Origin of the sequence: Arthrobacter alkaliphilus (assembly GCF_021483235.1) — a bacterium.
Lineage (GTDB): Bacteria > Actinomycetota > Actinomycetes > Actinomycetales > Micrococcaceae > Arthrobacter > Arthrobacter alkaliphilus.
In genome coordinates, this window is the sequence record NZ_JAKEEC010000001.1 from 444,734 (window position 1) to 464,436 (window position 19,703).

Here is a 19,703-nt window from a genome sequence, read left to right on the forward strand (position 1 = left end):
CGGTCAGCCGCCCTCAGCCGGGTTGTCTCAGATAGATTGCTCAGCCCGTGGATCCATCAGCCCAGCGGCGGAGCCCCAACACTGTCGTACATCGCGTAGTCGTCAGTGGTGAGTGTTCCGTTGCTGAACAAGTTCAACCCGAAACTGAGCGCGGTGGCCCCGGCCGGGACTGCCGCCGTCGTAAAGCTTGCCTGCGTGTAGGTGCTTGCGGCCGGCAACCACGGCCCGGAGGTCCAGTACACCCAGTTTCCAGAGGCATCGCGGTAGTAGACCACGAACTGCGTGACTGCCGTGGAGGTGTACCAAGCCCTTAGCGAGTATGTGTGTCCTGCGACAGCCGCAGGGGGACACGTGCTGTTATCCAGTGTCGGAAGCAGCTTCGCGTCACCACTGACGTAGCCAGTGACCGTGAGCTTCTCCGCCTTGGTACCGGTGTGCGCGGTTGATACCGTGCTGAACGTGGCGGTGTTGGTGCCGTAACCGCCGGCTTGCCAACACTGCGGGAAAGAGCCCGTACCGGCCGTTTCAAGGCTGGGATTCTGTACCAGGTTGCCGCCGGCCGGTGGTGGCGGCGGAGGCGGTGGCGGGGTGCCGACGTCGAACATCTCATAGTCGTCCGTGGTGAGTGTGCCGTTGCTGAACAGGTTCAGCCCGAAGCTGATGCCGCTCGCGCCGCTGGGCAGTGGAGGCGTTGTCCACGTTGCCTTTTGGAAGGTCGAGGCCGCGGAGAACCAAGGACTTGATGTCCAGTACTTCCAGGAACCTATGCCGATGCGGTAGTAGAGCTCGAACTGGGTGCTGGTGGTCGATTTGTACCAAGCACCGATGGAGTAGGAGTTCCCAGGCGTCGCCGTGGGTGAGCACCCGCCCAGGTCAAGGGTGGGCAACAGCTTCGCATCGCCGTCGACGTAGTTGGTGACCACGAGCTGTTCGGCGACCTTTCCTGTGTGTCCCGGCCTGACCGTGGAGAAGGCTGCCGTGTTGGTGCCGTAGCCTGCTGCGGCCCAACACTGCGGAGCCCCGTTGACCAAGGTTTCAAGACTCGGGTTCTTGATCAGGTTGCCGGTACCCTCCGGTGGTGCCGGCGGTCCCTGGACGAGGGGCTTGACCGTTCCGCCGATCACTTGTGCCACGGTCTTGACCGTGGTGGTTGCGGGCCTGGACTTGAGCCACGTGGCGAACTGGTTGAACAGGGTCGGGGTGATGTTCAACGGGTCCGTGCTCGTAGCTGAAATGTGGTGGAACGTGAGCTGGACCCATCCGCCTGCGGGCTCGGCCTGGGTAACCGCCTATTGGAGGTCCGCCAGCGTCCAGGTGCTATCCACTTCATCCAGGGCCGCTGTGTTGTACGGGTTGGCGGGAGGGATGGTCTCCGCCAGCGGGCAGCCGGCGCAGCCGAACCGCGACTGGATGTCACCAAGGTTGCGGGCACTGTTGAAGCCGCAGTTCTTGACGATGGTTTCGAGGGATGCGTTCTCGGCAGCGAAGGGATAAGCGAAGTCGGTGATCGTGAATCCAAGGTTTGTGAGGTTCACCCTGTCGTTGCAAATCTGGCGGGTTGCCTCATCCGACGTCACGGTGGTCAGGTCAGGGTGGGTGACGGTGTGGCCGGCAATCTCGTTGCCGTTCGCAACGAGGCCCTGCATGTCGCTTGTCGTCAGGTAATTGGGGTTGTTGATGAATCCGGAGGGTGTGAAGAACGTACCTACCAGGCCAAGGCTCTGCATGGTCTGCGCGGCGTTGAGCTGATCGGCATTCGCATCGTCAAAGGTCAGGGTCACAACGGTGGGATTGGCAGCTTGGGCTGCAGGTGCGGTGAAGCCGGCGAAAGCAAGCATCACCACGACGGCGGAAAACCAGGTAAACCACTTACCGGGGATCGTCCCGGTGAACGTCCGGTACGGGTCAACCGGATTGGTACGACTGAAGACTCTCATAGCGTCTGGCTCGATTCTAGGAGGCGGCCTGGCCGGACATGCGGCATCGCGGGGGATCTGCCGTGGTCACGATAGATCGGGCCGCCGACGGCGGATAAGAGTGACTTCTACCCGTCTTTTTCAGCTTCGTCGTTAACTGAAGCGGCACATTTGCCCTCGCACCAGATCGGACACCCGGTCAAGCAACGTCGATTTGTTAACCAAACCTTCCCCTTGCGGTCACGCCCATTCCCCCGCTTCGCCAACCGCCGCGCACACCGTGGAGGGGTGAGGATCGCTATCGTTGCCGAATCATTCCTGCCGCTCATGAACGGGGTTACGCACTCCATACTGCGGGTGCTCGAGCATCTGCAGGAGCGCGGCGACGAAGTGATGGTGATTGCGCCGTCGACGTCGGACACTGCTGTCTCGGACGTCGTGAACGGCGCATTTATCCACCGCCTCCCCTCCGTGCCCCTGGCCGGATACACGAATGTGCGGGTGGCCCTGGGTGGCGTGAGCCGGGTCAAGAGAATCCTTGCCGACTACGCACCGGACGTCGTCCACCTCGCATCGCCTTTCGTCCTGGGCTGGCGGGCCGTGCAAGCCGCGCACCAACTGGGCATCCCGACCGTTGCCATCTACCAAACCGAAGTCCCCAGCTACGCCGGCCGCTACGGCTTGCCGATGCTGGAGAACTGGGCGTGGAGCCGGGTGGACAACATCCATCTTCGTGCAGACCGGACACTGGTCCCGTCCACGTTCGCGCTCAACCAGCTGCGCGGCCGCGGGATCCTCAGGGTGGGCATGTGGCGCCGCGGTGTGGATACCGCGCGGTTCTCCCCCACCAAGCGCTCGACGGCGTGGCGCACCGCCGTCGCGCCCAACGGCGAGCGCATCATCGGCTATGTCGGCAGGCTCGCGGTGGAGAAGCAGGTGGAGGACCTTGCCGTGCTCGCGGACCTGCCCGGAACCAGGCTCGTGATTGTGGGCGACGGTCCGCAACGCGCCACCCTCGAAGCAGCCCTGCCGAACGCCCTCTTCACCGGTTTTCTGGGCGGCGAGGAGTTGGCCCAGGTTGTGGCGGGCTTCGACCTCTTCGTCCATCCCGGGGAATTCGAAACGTTTTGCCAGACCATTCAGGAGGCAATGGCCTCGGGCGTCCCCGTCGTGGCCACCGGCCGCGGCGGTCCCCTCGACCTTGTGGAGAACTCCCGCACCGGCTGGCTTTACGAACCCGGCGACCTCGCGCAATTGCGGGCCTACGTGCAGGACCTGGTGGGCGACGACGCCAAGCGCCGGGCCTTCGGAACGGCGGCACTCGCTTCGGTCCAAGGGCGGACCTGGCCGGTGCTGAGTGCCCAGCTCGTTGAGCACTACGAGGCAGTGATCGCGGGCGAAGCGCTCGTGGAACCCGCTGTGCTTCAGCAGGCAAAGCCTGCCACCACCATTTCCCTGACTTCCAGCAAAGGACTGCCAGCATGAAAATCTCGGTTGTAGGCTGCGGCTACCTTGGCGCCGTGCATGCCGCTACCCTCGCGTCGATGGGCCACACCGTGGTGGGTATCGACGTCGACGTCCAGAAGGTCGCCCAACTGGACAAGGGCCTCTCTCCCTTCCACGAGCCCGGCCTGGACGAACTCCTCCGCGACGGCTTGGATACCAAGCGGCTCACGTTTTCCACCGATTTCGCCGACGCGGCCGGCGCCCAGGTGCATTTCATCTGCGTGGGCACTCCGCAGTCGAAGACTTCGGAGACGGCGGACCTCTCCTATGTGATCGCAGCTACCAAGAGCCTGCTTCCGCACTTGGCAAGGGGCGCCGCAATCGTCGGCAAGTCAACCGTTCCCGTGGGAACAGTGGACATGCTCCGCGGAGTCCTTGCCCGGCGGCCGGATGTGCTGCTCGGCTGGAACCCCGAATTCCTGCGCCAAGGCACGGCAGTGAAGGATTCATTGGTCCCGGACCGTTTGGTGTACGGCGTGCCGGGCGGCAAGGGCTCAGCAACGGGCGCCCCCGTCACGGCTGCGCTTGACGCAGTCTACGAACCGCTGATTTCCGCCGGGATCCCGCGGCTGGTCTGCAACTTCGCCACCGCCGAGCTCATCAAGTCCGCCGCCAATGCGTACCTCGCCACGAAGCTCAGCTTCATCAACGCCATCGCCGAGCTTTGCGACGCCTCAGGGGCCGACGTAACCGAGCTCAGCGAGGCTATGGGCCTGGATCCTCGCATCGGCAGCCGGTACCTCCACGCAGGTTTGGGTTTCGGCGGTGGATGCTTGCCGAAGGACATCCGTTCGTTCCGGACGCAGGCACAAGCGTTGTCCGTGCCCTCCCTCGATGAGTGGATGGGCGTGGTCGACTCCATCAACCTGGCCCAGCGCGCCCGGGCCGTGGATGTTGCGCGGGAAATGTGCAAAGGCTTCCTGTCCGGCCGCACCGTCACCGTCCTCGGTGCCGCGTTCAAACCGGACACCGACGATATCCGTGACTCCCCGTCACTCGACGTCGCCCTCCAATTGGCCGCTGCCGGCGCCCACGTTACCGTGACGGATCCCAAGGCCATCAACAATGCCTGGATGCGCTATCCCCAGCTCCGCTTCGAAGCGTCCACCACCCGCGCGCTCGAAGGCGCCGAGTTGGTGCTTCTGCTCACCGAATGGGACGAATACCGCGCCCTCTCCCCCGCCGCCGTCGGCTCGCTCGTACGACGCCGGATGGTTCTGGACGCGCGGAACGTCCTGGATGCGCGGGCATGGCAGGCGGAGGGCTGGACGGTTCGCGGGCTCGGGACCGGCAACCATGCTGAGCAGCAAAGTGGCCGCAAACGGATCTCAGTGTTTTAGCCCGAAACACACGTAGACGGGCCACCGCGCACACGGAGATTCGGCTTTTTCACACTGAGAAACGGCCTTTTGCACACGGATTTTTCCGTTTTTTACACGTAGACGCCAATTTCACCGAGAGAATCTGAATCGTGGATGACCTTCCTTCGGGGAGGGTCACCGCTTTTCAAGGCCAGCGAATCGAATCCGTTGGCCGTTCTACTCGGGAAATGGGGTTGTAGTGGAATCAACAATGACTAAGAGGACCGGCCTTCAGGCTGCGGCAGCGGCGGCGCTGGCCGTGACCGGCATCTTCGGCGCGAGCTTGGCTGTTTCATGGATCGCGGGATCCCTGGGCATCTCTGCCGCGGCGGCGTCCCAGATCATGCACGCAATCGAGGTCGGAGGCTGGGCCCTCGTTGTCATCGGCACGATCTTCGGGGCAGGAATTACTGGCGCTTTGATCGCAACGGCTCGAAGCATCCTCTTCCGCATCGGCCGGGCACAAGCAGTCGCCTAAATCGATGCTTGCTACGACAGCACGCGTGCTTGGGGGCATCCCTGGATGGCTGCTCCCAAGCACGGGCCTCGCCATGGCAGCCATAGCCATCTTCGGTTACTCGGCTGTGGACGTGTCCTGGATCCGCGATGCCCGCGAGATGGGCGGGAGTCCCCTCTACGGCAAAGACTTCCCCCAGATCCTTGGGCGAAACATCGGCGCGGCCTTGGTGCTCTATTCGGGGGTAGCGACCCTCGGGCTGACTACGCTGCTCGGTGCCGGAATCCTGGCGCTGTACGTCGGGGCGACCGTGTCCCTCGGAGTGCATTCCGTCGGCAGTGCCGGCTTGGTTGCAGACGTGATTTGGTACGTCCCGTTCGAGTTCCTCGGCCTCGTGATGGCGGCGACCGCGGGATTCCAGCCGGTGGCGGGCCTGGCCCGCAGGCTGGTCATGAAGAAAGAGTCCGTAACCCTGAGGTCGTTCATCGACGACATGGCCCGTTCCCTCGGCACTTTGCTCATCGCCATCGTCCTGATTGTCCTCGGCGCCGTTATCGAGGCCATCGTGATCCAGCTAAGGACCTGAGGAGGAATTCATGACCAGCACGGAAGACGGCCGGGAGTCCGAGACCGTCATCAGCGTCGCCAAGGTCGGAAAGTTGCGCCCCGAGCCCTCAGCAACCAGGGAATGGGTCTCCACGTCCCGCAGCTTGTGGATCTCAGCCTACGTCCTACTCATGGCTTTGGTGGCACTGCGGCTTCCCCTGACCAGAAAGTATCTCAGCGCGAACGTTCCGGAGGACGTGCGCTCGGAAATCGGGGACGACCGTCTGCTCGGTCTCTCCATGACCGTAGGCACTGTTTTGTTCTTCCTTGTCTATGCCGTGATCATCGCTTTGTACTTCTCGCTGGCCGCGCTCTTGGACAAACGGGTCATCCCGGGAAAGTCGGTAGTAGCCGGCCGCTTCAATATCGGGGCGTTCTTTGTGATCGCCATAATGGCCACCATCCCGGTGAATCTCTTCAGCGTGGTCTTCGGTGTCATCCAGCCGCGGGAAGTCCCCGGATATTGGGCCTATTTCCCCTCGATGGCCGTTCTGGCCCTGGCGATCTTCTACCGGCATTGGCGTGAGTTTTCCACAGGCCGGAAGATCCTCGTTGTGCTTTCGGCCGTTGGTCTGTCAACAATAGTCGCCATCGGCTGACCTCCCCCAACCACCACCCACGGACAGAAAGTCTCAATGACTCCTCAGCTCTTCAGCCTTCTTCTACGAATCGTGGGCCTCATGGTCGCTGTATTCTCCTGCGTTTCAGCCGGCGCGATGTGGGCCTCCCCGGCCCCGGAAGGCCTCAAGAACCTGGATCCCATGGCCGTGAAGAACACGATGGTCACCGTACTCCTCGTCTTCGGGGTCGCGGCCCCGCTGATTGCGGCCTTTGGGCCGGCCGGGAAATGGCTGCCGCTCAAAGCGGCCGTTTTCGCCGTCGCCGGTTTCGCCAACGCGGCGGCCCTCAGCCCGGTACTGGTTGTCCCGATCCAGGGCGCGACGTCGGCCCTCGCCGCCGTCTGTGCGCTCGGACTCGCCGTACTCACCGTTGTGGCCTTCCTGGACGCAGTCCAGAAGAAGAGTCCGCGGAGCAAGTTCTAGGCACTGATGAGGACCGCAACGCCGCCCGCCGGATTCGCAGTCCGGGCTTCGAGCGCCGGGGTCGCTAGCTCGGGGCTCCGGCGGTCCGATTACCGAGTCCTGCGGGATTTCCGGGCCTTCGAAGTGGTCAACGCAATGCGTCTGCCGCTCACGCTGGACGGTTTCAGGGCACTCGCGGTCTTCGGGTCAATAGCCTTGGTCCTACTCGGAACAGCGGTATTCGCAACCATGATGTCCGTCCTGCGCGACGGCCCGCTCCGTCACGACACGGCCGCCGTGCTCAACTGGGGATTCCTCGCGATCCTCTACTCCGCCGTCGTCGCGGTCCTCACTGAGGTAGTCTCGAGCCGGCGGCTGGCCGTCTCCGGCTCACCGCACCTGGAGCTCTTCCGGGCGATGGAGCTACCTCTTTCGCAGGTTGTGGTGAGATACGGTCTGATCCCGGCGCTCCGCCGCACAGGCATCCTTTGGTATTCGGCAGCGGTCTTCCTCGTGGTGTTCTTCGAGGAATCATCGGGCTACGCCGGCGTGGTGGCCGCTTCAGCCTCCGTCCTGGTTCTCGCCTCCTGTGCGTGCGCCTACTGCGTCCTCCATTTCGCTTCAACACCTGCGCAAAGGATCGGCCTCCATTGGCGGTACGTTCTCTTTGCCCTCATCCTTGGACTGCTGCTTGGGGCAGTTACGGGCTTTCTCCTGCCTCAGTTCTCCCGGCTCGGCAGCCTCGCGGAGGACCCCGCGCGCTTCCTCCCGGTCTTGTATTCGCTGGTAGCTATCGGGTCAGGGGTGCTGATTTTCCTGAGCATCCGCGCTTGGCGCCGCCTGAGTTACTTCAGGATTTCCTTCGGCCGCGAGCGGGCCGGCAGCCGACCACGGGCGGCGACGTTCGGACGATTCGTAGTCACTGATCTGTTGAGCAGCAAGCAGGGCTCGGTGATAGCCACCATCGTCCTCGCTTGGATCGCCGTCGTCGGCATCCTCCTCGGAGCCCGGGGAATCCTTCCCTTGCAGTCGGCTCTCGGCCCCGGGGAACTGGACAAGACTCTGATTGGTGCTGCCGTGCTCCTAAGCCTGGGCGTCACGGAACCGATGCTTTATCGGATCGGGCCCACGGCGAAGCTCCACCACTACCGCTTTGCGTGGGAGAACGGTTGCTCGGCCGCTGGAATCGTTGTGCGGCTCGTCGGAATATATGTCACGGCGGGGGCAGCCATCGGTGGATTCGTTTTCCTGGGGACCCTTCTCGCTCTGGGCATTGCGGTTCCCGGCGCTGTCCTCGCTGGTGCGATCGTCGCAGCGTCCGGAGTCGTCGCGGAATCGCTCTCGCGTCCGCCAGCCACCACTGACGGCACCAAGTCCAATGATGTGATGGACGGCCTACTTACGCTTCTCCTGATTTCTCCTTGCTCGCTCGTCCTTGTTGTCAGCCCCCAGTTCAGCACTGTGCTGCTGTTGGGTTATTCCATCCTCTTGATCCTGGGAGCCGCCTCATGCCTGAACCAACGCCTTTTGAGGCTTCGATCGAAATCGATGCTGTAACCGCCGGCTACCGGCAAGGCTCGCCCGTCCTGGACGGAATTAGCCTCAGCATGGGCCAGCCGGGGCTTTACCGGGTGGCTGGCAGCAATGGCAGCGGGAAATCGACCCTCTTGGAGCTCATCAGCGGCTTCCTCCACCCCTGGGCTGGAAGTGTTCGTCTTTGCGGTATCGACGCGGGCTCCCCCGACGCGCGCCACGTACGGAGCGTCTGCCGGACGACACCGGCACTCTACCCCTCCATGACGGTTCACGATCATCTGGCCTTCGCGGCGCGCAGCCGTCAGGTCGGTCCGGAGGCCGGGCTCGCCCGGCTGGCCAAGTATGGACTGCGGGATTGGGTGGAACAGCCCGTCTCGATGCTGTCGACGGGCAACATCCGAAAGCTCTGGCTGCTCATGTGCACCGTGGCCGATACCCCTGTGGTCGCTATCGATGAGCCCTTCAATGGCATGGACGTTCGTGGAGTGGAGGCCCTGATCGATGAGCTCGGCGACTGGGCACAGCATAAAGTGGTGGTTCTTATCTCACACACACTTCCGGAGGAACTAACCATCAGGCATTCGTTTGTCTTCAAGCAGGAAGGAGCCCTCCCGTAGGACGGAGACGATCCGACGGTTCACTCCATCCGCTTCTCGCGGAATGGCGACGTATCCCGGACAAGGTCAAAGAGGGCGGTCCGGGATGGGCTTCCTGTCTTGCGCAGCGCGTTGGAGATGTGGCTTTCCACGGTCCTGATACTGATTCCCAAATGTTCGGCGATCTCGGGGTTGGAGCGATGACCGGCCAGGGCTGCTATTTCGATTTCCCGGACAGTCAGGGGTGAGTAGCTTCCGGAACTAAACGCGACGGGTTCATCCGCCGAAGGAAACCGCGTCGCGAACAGGGAGTACGCGCGGTCCATAGCGGCCGCACCGACGGTGTTGTCCACGAATGCGTGCCGTTTGAAGGCGCCGCGGAGCAACATTCGTACCTGGTAGAAATCGGCGTCGGGCTCGTAATGCTCAAGCAGCACACTGAGCATCTGGTGGTCGTCCTCCACCACCGCGGCGGCAATTGCCAAAAGCTGATCATGTGAAGCGGACGGGGCGTGTTCTTTCAACGTCTGCCGAAGGAGTTCAAGCACTTTCCGGCCCGGGAGAAGGCACGTGAAAAAGAGCGCGGAATAGATCGCCTCGAGGATATAGCCGCGTTCAAGCTGCCGCTCAACGAGTTTCGCGGCCTTCCCCTCAAACACAGCGGGGATGAGGGGCCGCGAGGCGACGAGCTCGTACACTCCTTTCGCTGTTCCCGGGAGCGGGCCGATGTCTTCGGTTTCGCGCCGCGCCTGGGTGGCAAGGGTCGCTGCGGGCAAGATCGCGGACGTTGCCGTCCTGAGCCCGGCGAGCCTCAGCATGGCGTCGTGGAGGGAGGCCACCAGGAAACCTGGCCTCCCCAGCGCAAAGACGCTGCCCATGAGGTACTCGGCGTCGTCGAAATAGCCCCGGTAGATCAGGGCCTGGGCCGCCACATAGGTGTTGGCAACCATCCCGAATTGGTCCAGCTTGCGGCGGGCGTCTGCGCGTTGGTCAAGAGCGAAGACAATCGCTTCATCGATCCGTCCGGAGGTGAACAAAGCCATTCCTCGTATGAACGGTTCGATTCCCGGAATGCCTCTGGGACCGCCCGAAGTGTCGATGGCTTTGAGCGCGGCGGACGGGTTGAACCGGTAGAGCTCCAGAACGCCCCGGATGCTCGATATGACGCCGCTTTCGGGGTGACGATCATGCAGGCGCGCGAAGATCTGCTCGAGATTCTCCGGCATCCGGTCGTAGGACGCCACGAGGAAAAGTTCTACCGCTTCGGCCTCGGCAGACCATTTGGGACGTTCCTCCCCAAAGCTCCTGAGGGCGCCGACTGCCGAGGCCAGTCCTTTGCCCTTATGGATCGACCAAAGCGCTTTCGTAAATGCCAGGAACAGGAGATCGCACGATGCTCCTTCCGAGGTCAAGGTCCGTGCAAGGACACGCTCAATCCGCGACGCGTCGATGGGCGAACCCCAGTAGATCTTTAGAAGTGCCGCAGCATTTGATACCGAGCTGACGGCGTTCCACCGTTCGTACCGCTGGCGCTCCACAACGGAGATTTGCTCATGAAAGTGGCGTGCCGTGGCTGCGTCATCCGAGTTTCGTTCAAGGCGCAGCGCCGCCAGGACCCTCATCAGCGAATCAGGCGAGTTGAGTTCAACATGGGACTCTTGCGGCAAGCCGCTGAGGGCGCGTGTGATTCGGCTTTTCAGGACACGCCTGCTTGTGAGCACTCTTTGGCCACGGAAGTAGTCGGCCAGGACTGGTGGCGTGATCGAGGCCGAGACGGTGTTGTGGAGATCCTCCACGACGGAGATGAGACCGCGCTGTTCGAGCCTGTCGAGAATGTCGGAATGGACAACCTGTTGAAGTACGTCAAGGGGTGTAGTCCCGGCGATCGCCATGGCCTGAAGGCCCGTGAGTTCGTCGGGTCCGAGTCCTTCGAGGAGAGATTCCGCCGTGCCGTGGAGGTGCTCGTTCCACAGGGTCTCCCCTGTCATGCGCCATTGACCGTGGCGGAGGACAATCAAGCCACTGAGGGAAGCAGTTTCCGCGATGCGGACCACAAGCCGCGGGTTCCCGGCCGATTGTGTCAGGATCCGGGCAGTGGTGTCGGTGTCCGCCGGAGCGCCCAGAATTTCTGTGAGGAGCTCGTTCACTTGCTTGTAGCGCAGCGGATTCAACAGAACCCTGGCTTCCGGCCCGGAGCCGAGCGCAGGCGGCTGTGCCATCGAGTAGATGGAAGTCTCGCCCATGGTGACGATCATGGGCCGTCCGGTCCGACGCCGGACAGCGTCCAGTACCGCGACACTCTCAGCGTCGACGAACTCAAGGTCATCAACTACAAGCACGCGCTGCCCAGGCCTGGAGAGCCTGCTTGCCAGAGTGTCAGCCACACCCAAAACTCCCAATTGGCCTATTCGAATATCCAGGCTCAGGCTATGTATTCCACCAAACGGTATTTCGCGGTGCGAACGGAGTCCCGAAACGAAATAAACGGTAGCGCCCGTATTTTCCAGGTCGGCGATAGCTTTTTTCACTACGCTCGTCCGCCCGCTTCCGGGCGCGCCGACAACTCGAACCATCATTCCGCGAGCAACGTAGTCCAGCGTTCGCCGAACTTCCTGATCGAACACTCGCGATCCAACTTTCTCTGACGCGCTGATCCAGCACTCCCCGGGCCTTAGGTGGAGCGAGGTCCAGACGATCGAACTGTCTCCGGCCCAAAGCAGGGCGCTGGCCAGGCCGGCTCCCAAGCTCTCCTGCTGAATCCCCCGGGTGCGCAAACGAACCTCGTTCCAAGGGAAACCGTAAAGTCCGAAACCGCCATCTCAGTGGTGTTTTGGCGAAACTCAGTGTGCGCGGGGAGGCGTCTCCGTGTGCTGACGTGGGGTTTTGTTCCGCATCTCCGTGTGCGCCGATCAAAACTCAGTGTTCCGCCGGCGTCCACGGAGATGAGGTTTCGCGGTGGTTTCTCCATGGCCCTCCTAGTGGCGGTCTCTTGCTTACGACGCTACGGGGGTTTCGCGGCCACCCCTAGATCCAACCTCACGTATGTGGATATTTATTCGAATCTTATTTTGCTTGATCGAACATAGATTCGAATCTTGGAGCCAAGCCGCGCCATCGAGACTTGCGTCAAGAGGCCTTCTAGCCTATGTGGACAACGTTTTCTATTCTCGCATTTGAGATGCTAGGATCTGCTGACATTCGCGTTAAAAACTGAATCATGGGGGCAATAAATGAATACTCGCGCGCTCGGAAACACCGGGGAGATAAAGCATGCGTCGCATGACTTCCTGAAATCTCGCAAAGCAATCTTCAAGATCGTAGCCATCGTCACATTCGGAGCCGCTGCACTCTCACTTTCCGCGTGCGGCGGTGCCAGCCCAGGGACATCCCAAGCGGGTGCAACCCAATCGACCTCGGCGTCGGCGTCGCCAACTCGGACACCCACTCCCACACCAACGGCTACCGCACCGAGATCCACGTCCTGCGTGACGGAGAACGCAACTGAGAGCTATCCACCGAAGGTGTATATCTGTACAAAATCGGACGCAGGAGCCTTGCTCTGGATGGAAAGCTCCGAGTCCAAGAGAGTGACGGATGCACGTGCGGCAGCGGCCGCAGCGGCTGCGAAGGCGGCAGCAGATAAGGCTGCAGCCGACAAGGCGGCCGCAGATGCCGCGGCAGCTCACGCCGCGGCCCAGGCCAAGGCAGACGCCGATGCGACCGCAGCGAAGGCCCAACAAGACCAAGCCCAGGCCAGGCAGGTCCAGCAACAGGCGCCTTCGTCCGTTTATTACAAGAACTGCACCGCAGCCCGCGCCGCCGGCGCCGCACCGATCTATCGCGGGCAACCCGGCTACCGGCCCGAGCTGGACAGGGATGGGGACGGCATAGCCTGCGAATAGGTGCAAATCGCCAAAGCAGGGTTGAGCGACACGGAAAATTCCTGACGCTACGCGAATTCCGGTAGCGTCAGGAATTTCGCGCGTCGCCAGGAAATTTGCGCGTCGAAAGACAGCCGCTCGGCCTGCGGCATCCAGACATCCCCTGACGAAGGCGCCCTGGCCGGGCAGGGCGCAGCGACTCCGTAAATTCCTGGCGCTACGCGAATTCCGGTAGCGTCAGGAATTTCGCGCGTCGCCAGGAAATTTGCGCGTCGAAAGACAGCCGCTCGGCCTGCGGCATCCAGACATCCCCTGACGAAGGCGCCCTGGCCGGGCAGGGCGCAGCGACTCCGTAAATTCCTGGCGCTACGCGAATTCCGGTAGCGTCAGGAATTTCGCGCGTCGCCAGGAAATTTGCGCGTCGAAAGACAGCCGCTCGGCCTGCGGCATCCAGACATCCCCTGACGAAGGCGCCCTGGCCGGGCAGGGCGCAGCGACTCCGTAAATTCCTGGCGCTACGCGAATTCCGGTAGCGTCAGGAATTTAGCGCGTCGCTAGGTAATTTGCGCGTCGAAAGCGTACAAACACAAAAAAGCAGGGCCGGTCAAAATTGACCGGCCCTGCTTTTGAAATCCGAAGCTTAGAGAGCCTGGATGTTTACTGCCTGCGGACCCTTGGGGCCCTGCTCGACGTCGAAGGAAACCTTCTGGTTCTCTTCGAGGGAGCGGTAGCCGCCGGCGTTAATTGCGGAGTAGTGAGCGAAAACGTCCTGGCTGCCATCTTCCGGGGAGATGAAGCCGAAGCCCTTTTCGGAGTTGAACCACTTGACGATACCTGTAGCCATTTTTCCAGTTTCCTTACTGAAGGTGGAGGTTGTCCCGACTGTCGGGCCTCCGGTGTGGGGTGTTCTCCACCGTTACTTCAGAAGGTCGCGGTTGATGGACCGCGGGAACTGCCTGAACTACCAAATGCCAAACACAACAACAGGAACCAGCATACAGGGGTTTGCCGATATGGCTAGTCTTTAGCAAAATTCGTCACACTCTGCCGGACGGCCTGCACGCGACACGGACCGGTGCGCATGATCAGTCCAGGCAGAGGCAGAATGGATGACCCGCGGGATCAAGGAAAACCCGGAATGTCGTACCCGGCTGGTTCTCATGCTTGGTGGCGCCGAGCTCAAGCACAGCCGCCTCCGCGGTGTCGAGGTCGTCCACAACGACGTCGAGGTGCATCTGCTGCGGGACGTCCTGGCCGGGCCATTGGGGCGCCCTGTAGGAGTCGACTTTCTGGAACGAGAGGGAATCTCCGTAATCGGCGCGGATGGACCACCAGTCATCGTCGTTCCGTTCGATTTTCCACTCAAGCAGGGCGCTGTAGAACTCGGCCAAGGTCTTGGGGTCGGGACAATCGAGGACGACGACGGGAAAGCGTGCGATAGCCATGGCCCCCACTCTAGGACCGTTGCCGGAGGATCGCACCAGCTCAGGGCGTCGGATTAGGCGCGGGGATCGTCGTCGGAAACGTGCCGAGGTTCCTATAGAGGTCCGAGTTGAACGTGGTGTGCCCGTGGTCGTCAGAGACATAGACCTCGAACGTGAAGATGCTGTCGCCGTGGTCAAGCGTGAACTCGATCGTGGGGTTCACAGCGGATATTGTCCCCTGCGAGACAATCCGGCCGTACCTCTGCTCCGGAACGCTGAGATCCGCGCCGTGCTGCGCGGGGTCACGGATGAAGTATCGGACCGTGTACGGCGCTGACGGCAGCGGCCGCAGGGTCGGGTAGAAGGTGAAATTCCTCGTGCCGGTCGCTGGATACACCATCGCACGCCACTGGAAGGTGGTGACGGCGGGAGTGAGAGCGTCGTTGAGGTCACGGATGCCGGCGCGGTTCGTTTCGGCGTCGAAGCTGCGGTTGGCGGAGCTGCTGCGGCTATGGCTGACGGCTTTGGAGAAAGGCCCGAGTCCCAGGCCGAGGCTTACACCGAGCCCGATAGTGACGACCGGAAGGAGGATCGCCCACATGAGCGAACGGCGTCGCAAGCCGGCGCGCACGGCCTCCCGATGCACCGAGAGCGTGTGCGGTACGACGCCTGTGGCTGCGGCTCTTGAGTATGGGCTGTAGCCCGCGCGGGCCCAGGCCTCAATGTATGCGGCGCGCGGTGGCAGTGGAGCTTGCGCGCCTCCTTCCGGGTTCCAGTAGGACAGGAATGGCAGCGGCAGGTCCCGGAGCCGGTCGTAAGGGTCCCTCGTGGTGAAGGTCGGCACCATGCGGTACTGAACTCCCCCGCGGCTGGTGTACCGGTGAAGGTAGGGGTAAAAGTCTTCAAGATGGGTGCGGTCGATCCTGGCCCGGACAACGAATGCCCTCGTCACCGTTGCCTCGAAGCGCGTAAGCGTAACCCACTCCCCGGCATACCAAAGTAGGACGGCACCCGCGATAGCCGAGACTATTGAACCCGCAATGATGAGCCCCTCAGCCGAAGACGGGATGATTGTGCTGTCGCGGTCGTTGACAAGGATCGAGCCGGCTACTGCTATCGCAGCGATGAGCACGAGACCCGCACCGAGGGCCGCACCAGCCCAGCGCGGCATCCGCAAGGCGCGGATCTGGACTGGTAGATCATCCTCGCGGAAATGATCCCCGGAATTCGGAACGAACATCACTACCCCCAACATTCATCGGGAAAGGCCCCGAGCCCGATGCTCCCATAAGCCGCTCCCCTTTGGCGGTCGATGGGCGAATTCTCGGCAATTCTTAGGCAAAAACTTGCACTGCCGTGCCCACAGTGCTGTCCACCTCCCGCACCCGAATTCCTCGGCGTAAAGTTCTGCCAAGGGACCGGAAGGACCGCCCATGGAGACCGACCCGCCAACAACAGCACAACAGAAACAGCCCCAGGAGATCGACACCCTCATCATCGGCGGGGGCCAAGCGGGACTGGCCACGAGCTACTTTCTCAGCAGGGCCGGCGTCGAGCACGTGGTTCTGGAACGACGGCCCGCGCTGGGTGGGGCGTGGCAGGATCGCTGGGACGGGTTCGTGCTGAACACGCCGAATTTCTCGCTCGACTTGCCCGGGATGCCGTATTCGGGCCCGGAGCCGGAGGCATTCATGGCGCGCGACGACGTGGTGGACTACTTCCGCGAGTATGCCCGGCGGATTGAGGCGCCGGTCCTGACGGGCACGAATGTCACACGGATCTCGACGTCGGATGGCGGCTTCACCGTTGAAACCTCCGACGGCGGTTGGCGGGCACACAAAGTGGTGCTGGCGACAGGCGCTTACCAAGTACCGAAAGTCCCGGCATTGGCGGCCAAACTTCCGGACAGTGTTGTGCAACTTCACACGCACGGCTATCGCAATCCGGAGCAGTTGCCGGACGGCGCCGTGCTGATTGTCGGGACGGGGCAGTCGGGTGGCCAGATCGCGGAGGAACTTCTCGCCGTCGGACGTGAGGTGCATCTGGCGGTGTCGACGTGTCCGGAGGCGCCCCGCCGGTACCGCGGGCACGACATCCTCTACTGGCTCCTGCAGGCCGGCATCCACGGGCCCAAGTACGGGATCACCGCACTGACGGTCGGGCAGCTGCCCTCCCCGGCGGCGCGCTTCGCCTGCAACCCCCTGCTGTCAGGCACAGGCGGCGGCCACGATGTCCACCTCCGCGATCTCGGCCGTCAGGGCGTTCGGCTGCACGGCCACCTGGAAGCAGCCGACGACGGCGAACTCACCTTCACGGACGACCTCCCCGAACGCCTGGCAACAGTCGAGGCCGGATTCGCCCAGCGCATGGGCCGGGTCCTCGACGCCTACATCGCCGCCGCCGGAATCGAGGCACCCGCTGCACTGCCGCGACCGGTGGACGACTGGTTGCCCGCGCCGTCGCCTGCAGTGCTGAACCTGGCGGCCGAGAACATCACCTCGGTCCTGTGGGCCACGGGGTATCGACTGGACCTTGGCTTCGTGGACATCCCGGTTCTGGATGCGTGGAGCTACCCGCGTCACGTCCGGGGCGTCACCGAGCAACCGGGGCTTTTTGTTGTTGGTTTGCCGTGGCTGACGGGGCATTACTCCTCGGTCGTCGGCGGGGTGGGCGTGGATGCGGAGTATGTCGCGGGGCGCGTGGGTGAACCACGGGCCGCCTAGCGGGTGGACGGCACGTCGACCCCGGTGGGGAATCCTTTTTTGAGAAGCTCGAGCCCCACCGTGAGGGCGTCGAGGAAGGTGGCGCGATCCAACGGTGCGTCTTCGGCGGCGAGGTTGAAAAGAGGCGCGACTGCCGCTCCGGCTGCAGCAACGAGCATTGCGGCGTAGACGCGCGGGCGCGGGTCCCCGGGCGGCGCCTTGAGGCGGCGGGCGATGAAGTCCCTCGCGTCATCCAGGGGGCGCAGTGCTGACATCAGGCCAACCGTCGTGCGCAGTTCCGGCGTGCTGGCCACCAGTTGGGCCCGGGCCTGTTCCACGGCCCACTCTTCGGGTGTGAGGTCTTCGAACACGGCGGTGAGCGCGGCTTCGTAGGTGTCGATGATGCTTAGGTCATCGGATGCCTGGGCCAGGTAGGCCGCGACGGTCTCGTCCTGCAGATCAGTCAGGAGAACCGCTTCCTTGGTGGGAAAGTATCGAAAGAACGTTCGGGGCGATACTTCCGCGGCATCTGCGATTTCTTCGATGGTGGTGGCTGCGAATCCGTTCGCGCTCATCAGCCGGATGGCAGCCGCTTGCAGCGCCTTCTGGGTCTTGCGTTTCTTGCGTTCGCGCAGGCCCTCGCTCGCAGCCATCGTCATGGAACCAACAATACCAAGAATGACAATTGGCATGAAGCGTTATCTGTCATAGACTGACAAATAACAGAAGATGACTCTTTGAGGCGGTGTTGTGCGATGCGTACTTCATCCAAGTGGCTGGCCTTGGTGGCATTCAGCCTGTCCACCCTTGTTATCGGCTTGGACTCGACGATTCTCGCCGTGGCTCTGCCGACACTGGCCCGGGCCCTCAACGCGACCCAGTCCGAACTGCAGTGGTTCAGCACCGCATTCCTGCTGACTGTGGCCGGAGGAATGCTTCCTGCGAGCGTGATCGCGGACCGCGCGGGCCGCAAGAAGACACTGTTGGCCGCGCTGCTCATCTTTGGCGGAAGTGCCTTCTGGTCGGCATATGTCACCGGGCCCGGCCAGCTGATTGCGGCTCGGGCGATCATGGGCTTCGCCGCCGCGCTGATCGCGGTGGTCACCCTCGGGGTGATCCCGGTGATGTTCGACTCCGCCGAACGGGGAAAGGCGGTCGGGATCATGATGGCGGCCACCTTCCTCGGGCTGCCGATCGGGCCCATTTTGGGTGGCTGGATCTTGACAAACTTCTGGTGGGGCTGGGTTTTCCTGATGAACGTGCCGGTGGCCGGGCTGGCATTCGTGCTGGTCCTGACGCTGGTTCCGGAATCCAAGCCCGATACGCGTGATCCGCTTGATCTGGTCGGCCTGATCCTCGGCGTGGGCGGCCTGGCAGCACTCTGCTACGGGTTTGTGCGTGCGGGCAGCAACGGCTGGGCAGACGCCGAGGCGCTCACTTGGATCGGCGGCGGCCTGATCTCACTGATCGTCGTCGCGGGGTGGGAACACCACATGGCCGCTACAGGCCAAGCGCCCCTCATTCCGCCGTCGTTGTTCCGGGCCCGAGGTTTCACCGCCGGTACCATCGTGCCGTGGATCGGCCAGTTCGCGATGGTGGGAATGTTGTTCATCCTGCCCTTGTACTGGCAGGCGGTCCGGAACGAGGATGCGATGGGCTCGGGCTTGCGGCTGCTCCCGCTTATCGCGGGATTCATCGTTGCGGCGGCCCTGGGCGACCCTGTGGCGAAACTGTTTGGTCCCAAGGCGGTTGCGACAGGCGGCTACCTGGTCATGGCGGTAGGCGTCTTCCTCGGGGCCAGGATGGCTGCTCCTTCCAGCGATCTCTACATGGCCGTTTGGCTCGCGATCGCAGGACTCGGCATGGGGCTCGGGTTGGTCACGGCGGCATCCGTCGCACTGCGGAACGTCCCTGCAGACAAGTCCAATCAAGCGTCCGCGGTGTTTCAGGCCCTCCAGAAGACCGGTGGCCCGCTCGGGGCCGCGGTCCTCGGCAGCGCCCTGAGCCAGGCCTACCAACAGCATCTTGTCCTCCCGGCGAACCTGCCCGGGAGCGTGGCGGACACGGTCAAGTCGGGAGTCTTCCAAGGCCTGGCTGTGGCTACCAAAATGCCCCAGATCGGCGACACCGTCCGCGACGCGTTCGAGACCGGCATGTCCACCACGCTCTGGATCTGCGTCGGCATCGCAATCGCCGCCGCACTGGCTGCGCTCGCGCTATTGCCCGGCCGCGTCGACGCACCGGACGGCCCCGCACCGGACGGCACCGAACCTTACGGAACCGGACCGACGTCGGCCCCCGAGCCGCTCCAGTCGCGAAACCTACCGCCCCAGTGAAACGCCTTGGCGCGCTCCCCCAACGAGTCAGCTCCTAGGCGAGCGGGCGTCCTACGCGAGCGGGCGTCCTAAGCGAGGTGGACGGCGTTCCACTCGAGAATGTTCGGGTCGGCGAGCCCTTCGGTGACAAACGGATCGCCGGCGACGAACCGCTCCGCCTCCTCGCGTGAGGTGAAGATCCCCATCGACCCTGCGGGCTGATCCGCGGACAGGAACGGCCCCAAGGAAATGAGTCCACCACCAGCAGCGTGGAACGCCTCGTAGTAGGCCTTGTGGCGGGGGTACGTTTCGACAACACGCGAGCGGTCGACGCCCTCGCGCAGGGTGTACAGCACAACGGATTCCATTCGCCAAACTTTA

The 19,703-nt window shown here is 62.9% G+C and carries 20 protein-coding genes; 12 read left to right on the forward strand and 8 right to left on the reverse strand.

The genetic code is table 11. The features are described from left to right. Window positions 1–56 precede the first annotated feature (56 nt). Both L0B83_RS02060 and L0B83_RS02065 read right to left on the reverse strand, forming a co-directional pair. The gene (locus L0B83_RS02060) at window positions 57–1,211 is read right to left on the reverse strand and encodes a hypothetical protein (RefSeq protein ID WP_234756485.1); all 1,155 of its coding nucleotides are present in this window, start codon (window positions 1,209–1,211) and stop codon (window positions 57–59) included. A gap of 78 nt (window positions 1,212–1,289) precedes the next feature. After that, window positions 1,290–1,937: a polysaccharide deacetylase family protein gene (locus L0B83_RS02065; protein WP_234756487.1), complete on the reverse strand. Its 648-nt coding sequence runs from the start codon at window positions 1,935–1,937 to the stop codon at window positions 1,290–1,292. 267 nt (window positions 1,938–2,204) lie between these two features. Here L0B83_RS02065 and L0B83_RS02070 point away from each other — a divergent pair, with 267 nt between their 5' ends. The 8 genes from L0B83_RS02070 to L0B83_RS02105 all read left to right on the forward strand — a co-directional run bounded on the left by L0B83_RS02070 (window position 2,205) and on the right by L0B83_RS02105 (window position 9,021). Further along, the gene (locus L0B83_RS02070; protein WP_234756489.1) at window positions 2,205–3,401 is read left to right on the forward strand and encodes a glycosyltransferase family 4 protein; all 1,197 of its coding nucleotides are present in this window, start codon (window positions 2,205–2,207) and stop codon (window positions 3,399–3,401) included. After that, complete coding sequence (locus L0B83_RS02075; RefSeq protein WP_234756491.1) at window positions 3,398–4,762, forward strand: UDP-glucose dehydrogenase family protein; 1,365 nt, start codon at window positions 3,398–3,400, stop codon at window positions 4,760–4,762. Before L0B83_RS02070 ends, L0B83_RS02075 begins: the two co-directional genes overlap by 4 nt. 232 nt (window positions 4,763–4,994) lie before the next feature. After that, on the forward strand, window positions 4,995–5,261 hold the full coding sequence (locus tag L0B83_RS02080; protein ID WP_234756494.1) for an uberolysin/carnocyclin family circular bacteriocin: 267 nt from the start codon (window positions 4,995–4,997) through the stop codon (window positions 5,259–5,261). Window positions 5,262–5,265: 4 nt separating this feature from the next. Beyond that, entirely contained in the window at window positions 5,266–5,826 is a 561-nt protein-coding gene (locus tag L0B83_RS02085; RefSeq protein WP_234756496.1) for a hypothetical protein, read from the forward strand. A gap of 10 nt (window positions 5,827–5,836) precedes the next feature. After that, complete coding sequence (locus L0B83_RS02090) at window positions 5,837–6,445, forward strand: hypothetical protein (protein WP_234756497.1); 609 nt, start codon at window positions 5,837–5,839, stop codon at window positions 6,443–6,445. A 36-nt stretch (window positions 6,446–6,481) separates the two neighbouring features. After that, window positions 6,482–6,889 carry a hypothetical protein gene (locus L0B83_RS02095; RefSeq protein ID WP_234756498.1) on the forward strand — a complete coding sequence of 136 codons (408 nt, stop codon included), beginning with the start codon at window positions 6,482–6,484 and terminating at the stop codon, window positions 6,887–6,889. 6 nt (window positions 6,890–6,895) lie between these two features. Next, a complete protein-coding gene (locus tag L0B83_RS02100; protein WP_234756499.1) occupies window positions 6,896–8,425 on the forward strand; it encodes a hypothetical protein in 1,530 nt (509 codons plus the stop codon). Further along, window positions 8,377–9,021, forward strand: a complete 645-nt coding sequence (locus L0B83_RS02105) for an ABC transporter ATP-binding protein (protein WP_234756500.1) — start codon at window positions 8,377–8,379, stop codon at window positions 9,019–9,021. The genes L0B83_RS02100 and L0B83_RS02105 overlap by 49 nt, the downstream gene beginning before the upstream one ends. A gap of 20 nt (window positions 9,022–9,041) precedes the next feature. Here the strand turns inward: L0B83_RS02105 and L0B83_RS02110 are convergent, their stop codons facing one another. Then, window positions 9,042–11,384 carry a helix-turn-helix transcriptional regulator gene (locus L0B83_RS02110; protein WP_234756501.1) on the reverse strand — a complete coding sequence of 781 codons (2,343 nt, stop codon included), beginning with the start codon at window positions 11,382–11,384 and terminating at the stop codon, window positions 9,042–9,044. A gap of 977 nt (window positions 11,385–12,361) precedes the next feature. Between L0B83_RS02110 and L0B83_RS19835 the strand changes: the two genes are divergently transcribed. Together L0B83_RS19835 and L0B83_RS19840 are read left to right on the forward strand one after the other, a co-directional pair. Further along, on the forward strand, window positions 12,362–12,505 hold the full coding sequence (locus L0B83_RS19835; RefSeq protein ID WP_308193938.1) for a hypothetical protein: 144 nt from the start codon (window positions 12,362–12,364) through the stop codon (window positions 12,503–12,505). A 58-nt stretch (window positions 12,506–12,563) separates the two neighbouring features. Next, complete coding sequence (locus L0B83_RS19840; protein ID WP_308193939.1) at window positions 12,564–12,902, forward strand: excalibur calcium-binding domain-containing protein; 339 nt, start codon at window positions 12,564–12,566, stop codon at window positions 12,900–12,902. A 619-nt stretch (window positions 12,903–13,521) separates the two neighbouring features. On the opposite strand, the gene L0B83_RS02120 is transcribed toward L0B83_RS19840, so the two are convergent. From L0B83_RS02120 to L0B83_RS02130, 3 genes are all read right to left on the reverse strand, one after another. Continuing rightward, window positions 13,522–13,725, reverse strand: a complete 204-nt coding sequence (locus tag L0B83_RS02120; RefSeq protein ID WP_234756502.1) for a cold-shock protein — start codon at window positions 13,723–13,725, stop codon at window positions 13,522–13,524. 241 nt (window positions 13,726–13,966) lie between these two features. Beyond that, on the reverse strand, window positions 13,967–14,326 hold the full coding sequence (locus L0B83_RS02125; protein WP_234756503.1) for a VOC family protein: 360 nt from the start codon (window positions 14,324–14,326) through the stop codon (window positions 13,967–13,969). Between the two features lie 40 nt (window positions 14,327–14,366). Continuing rightward, window positions 14,367–15,545 (reverse strand): hypothetical protein, encoded by a 1,179-nt coding sequence (locus L0B83_RS02130; protein WP_234756504.1) that lies wholly within the window; start codon window positions 15,543–15,545, stop codon window positions 14,367–14,369. Window positions 15,546–15,738: 193 nt separating this feature from the next. Between L0B83_RS02130 and L0B83_RS02135 the strand changes: the two genes are divergently transcribed. Further along, window positions 15,739–17,028: a flavin-containing monooxygenase gene (locus L0B83_RS02135; protein ID WP_234756506.1), complete on the forward strand. Its 1,290-nt coding sequence runs from the start codon at window positions 15,739–15,741 to the stop codon at window positions 17,026–17,028. On the opposite strand, the gene L0B83_RS02140 is transcribed toward L0B83_RS02135, so the two are convergent. Beyond that, window positions 17,025–17,699, reverse strand: coding sequence for a TetR family transcriptional regulator (locus tag L0B83_RS02140; RefSeq protein ID WP_234756508.1), 675 nt, complete (start codon window positions 17,697–17,699; stop codon window positions 17,025–17,027). The genes L0B83_RS02135 and L0B83_RS02140 overlap by 4 nt on opposite strands. Window positions 17,700–17,762: 63 nt before the next feature. Here L0B83_RS02140 and L0B83_RS02145 point away from each other — a divergent pair, with 63 nt between their 5' ends. Beyond that, window positions 17,763–19,343 (forward strand): MFS transporter, encoded by a 1,581-nt coding sequence (locus tag L0B83_RS02145; RefSeq protein WP_234756510.1) that lies wholly within the window; start codon window positions 17,763–17,765, stop codon window positions 19,341–19,343. A gap of 68 nt (window positions 19,344–19,411) precedes the next feature. On the opposite strand, the gene L0B83_RS02150 is transcribed toward L0B83_RS02145, so the two are convergent. Beyond that, window positions 19,412–19,690 carry a YciI family protein gene (locus L0B83_RS02150; protein WP_234756512.1) on the reverse strand — a complete coding sequence of 93 codons (279 nt, stop codon included), beginning with the start codon at window positions 19,688–19,690 and terminating at the stop codon, window positions 19,412–19,414. Window positions 19,691–19,703: the final 13 nt, after the last annotated feature.

Bases quoted from the DNA above. Each gene is read 5' to 3' on its own strand.
- L0B83_RS02065 (WP_234756487.1), bottom strand. From the start codon at position 1,937: ATGAGAGTCTTCAGTCGTACCAATCCGGTTGACCCGTACCGGACGTTC.
- L0B83_RS02105 (WP_234756500.1), top strand. From the start codon at position 8,377: ATGCCTGAACCAACGCCTTTTGAGGCTTCGATCGAAATCGATGCTGTA.
- L0B83_RS02125 (WP_234756503.1), bottom strand. From the start codon at position 14,326: ATGGCTATCGCACGCTTTCCCGTCGTCGTCCTCGATTGTCCCGACCCC.
- L0B83_RS02100 (WP_234756499.1), top strand. From the start codon at position 6,896: ATGAGGACCGCAACGCCGCCCGCCGGATTCGCAGTCCGGGCTTCGAGC.
- L0B83_RS02090 (WP_234756497.1), top strand. From the start codon at position 5,837: ATGACCAGCACGGAAGACGGCCGGGAGTCCGAGACCGTCATCAGCGTC.
- L0B83_RS02145 (WP_234756510.1), top strand. From the start codon at position 17,763: ATGCGTACTTCATCCAAGTGGCTGGCCTTGGTGGCATTCAGCCTGTCC.
- L0B83_RS02135 (WP_234756506.1), top strand. From the start codon at position 15,739: ATGGAGACCGACCCGCCAACAACAGCACAACAGAAACAGCCCCAGGAG.
- L0B83_RS02150 (WP_234756512.1), bottom strand. From the start codon at position 19,690: ATGGAATCCGTTGTGCTGTACACCCTGCGCGAGGGCGTCGACCGCTCG.
- L0B83_RS02095 (WP_234756498.1), top strand. From the start codon at position 6,482: ATGACTCCTCAGCTCTTCAGCCTTCTTCTACGAATCGTGGGCCTCATG.
- L0B83_RS02130 (WP_234756504.1), bottom strand. From the start codon at position 15,545: ATGTTCGTTCCGAATTCCGGGGATCATTTCCGCGAGGATGATCTACCA.
- L0B83_RS02085 (WP_234756496.1), top strand. From the start codon at position 5,266: ATGCTTGCTACGACAGCACGCGTGCTTGGGGGCATCCCTGGATGGCTG.
- L0B83_RS02075 (WP_234756491.1), top strand. From the start codon at position 3,398: ATGAAAATCTCGGTTGTAGGCTGCGGCTACCTTGGCGCCGTGCATGCC.
- L0B83_RS02140 (WP_234756508.1), bottom strand. From the start codon at position 17,699: ATGCCAATTGTCATTCTTGGTATTGTTGGTTCCATGACGATGGCTGCG.
- L0B83_RS19840 (WP_308193939.1), top strand. From the start codon at position 12,564: ATGGAAAGCTCCGAGTCCAAGAGAGTGACGGATGCACGTGCGGCAGCG.
- L0B83_RS02080 (WP_234756494.1), top strand. From the start codon at position 4,995: ATGACTAAGAGGACCGGCCTTCAGGCTGCGGCAGCGGCGGCGCTGGCC.
- L0B83_RS02120 (WP_234756502.1), bottom strand. From the start codon at position 13,725: ATGGCTACAGGTATCGTCAAGTGGTTCAACTCCGAAAAGGGCTTCGGC.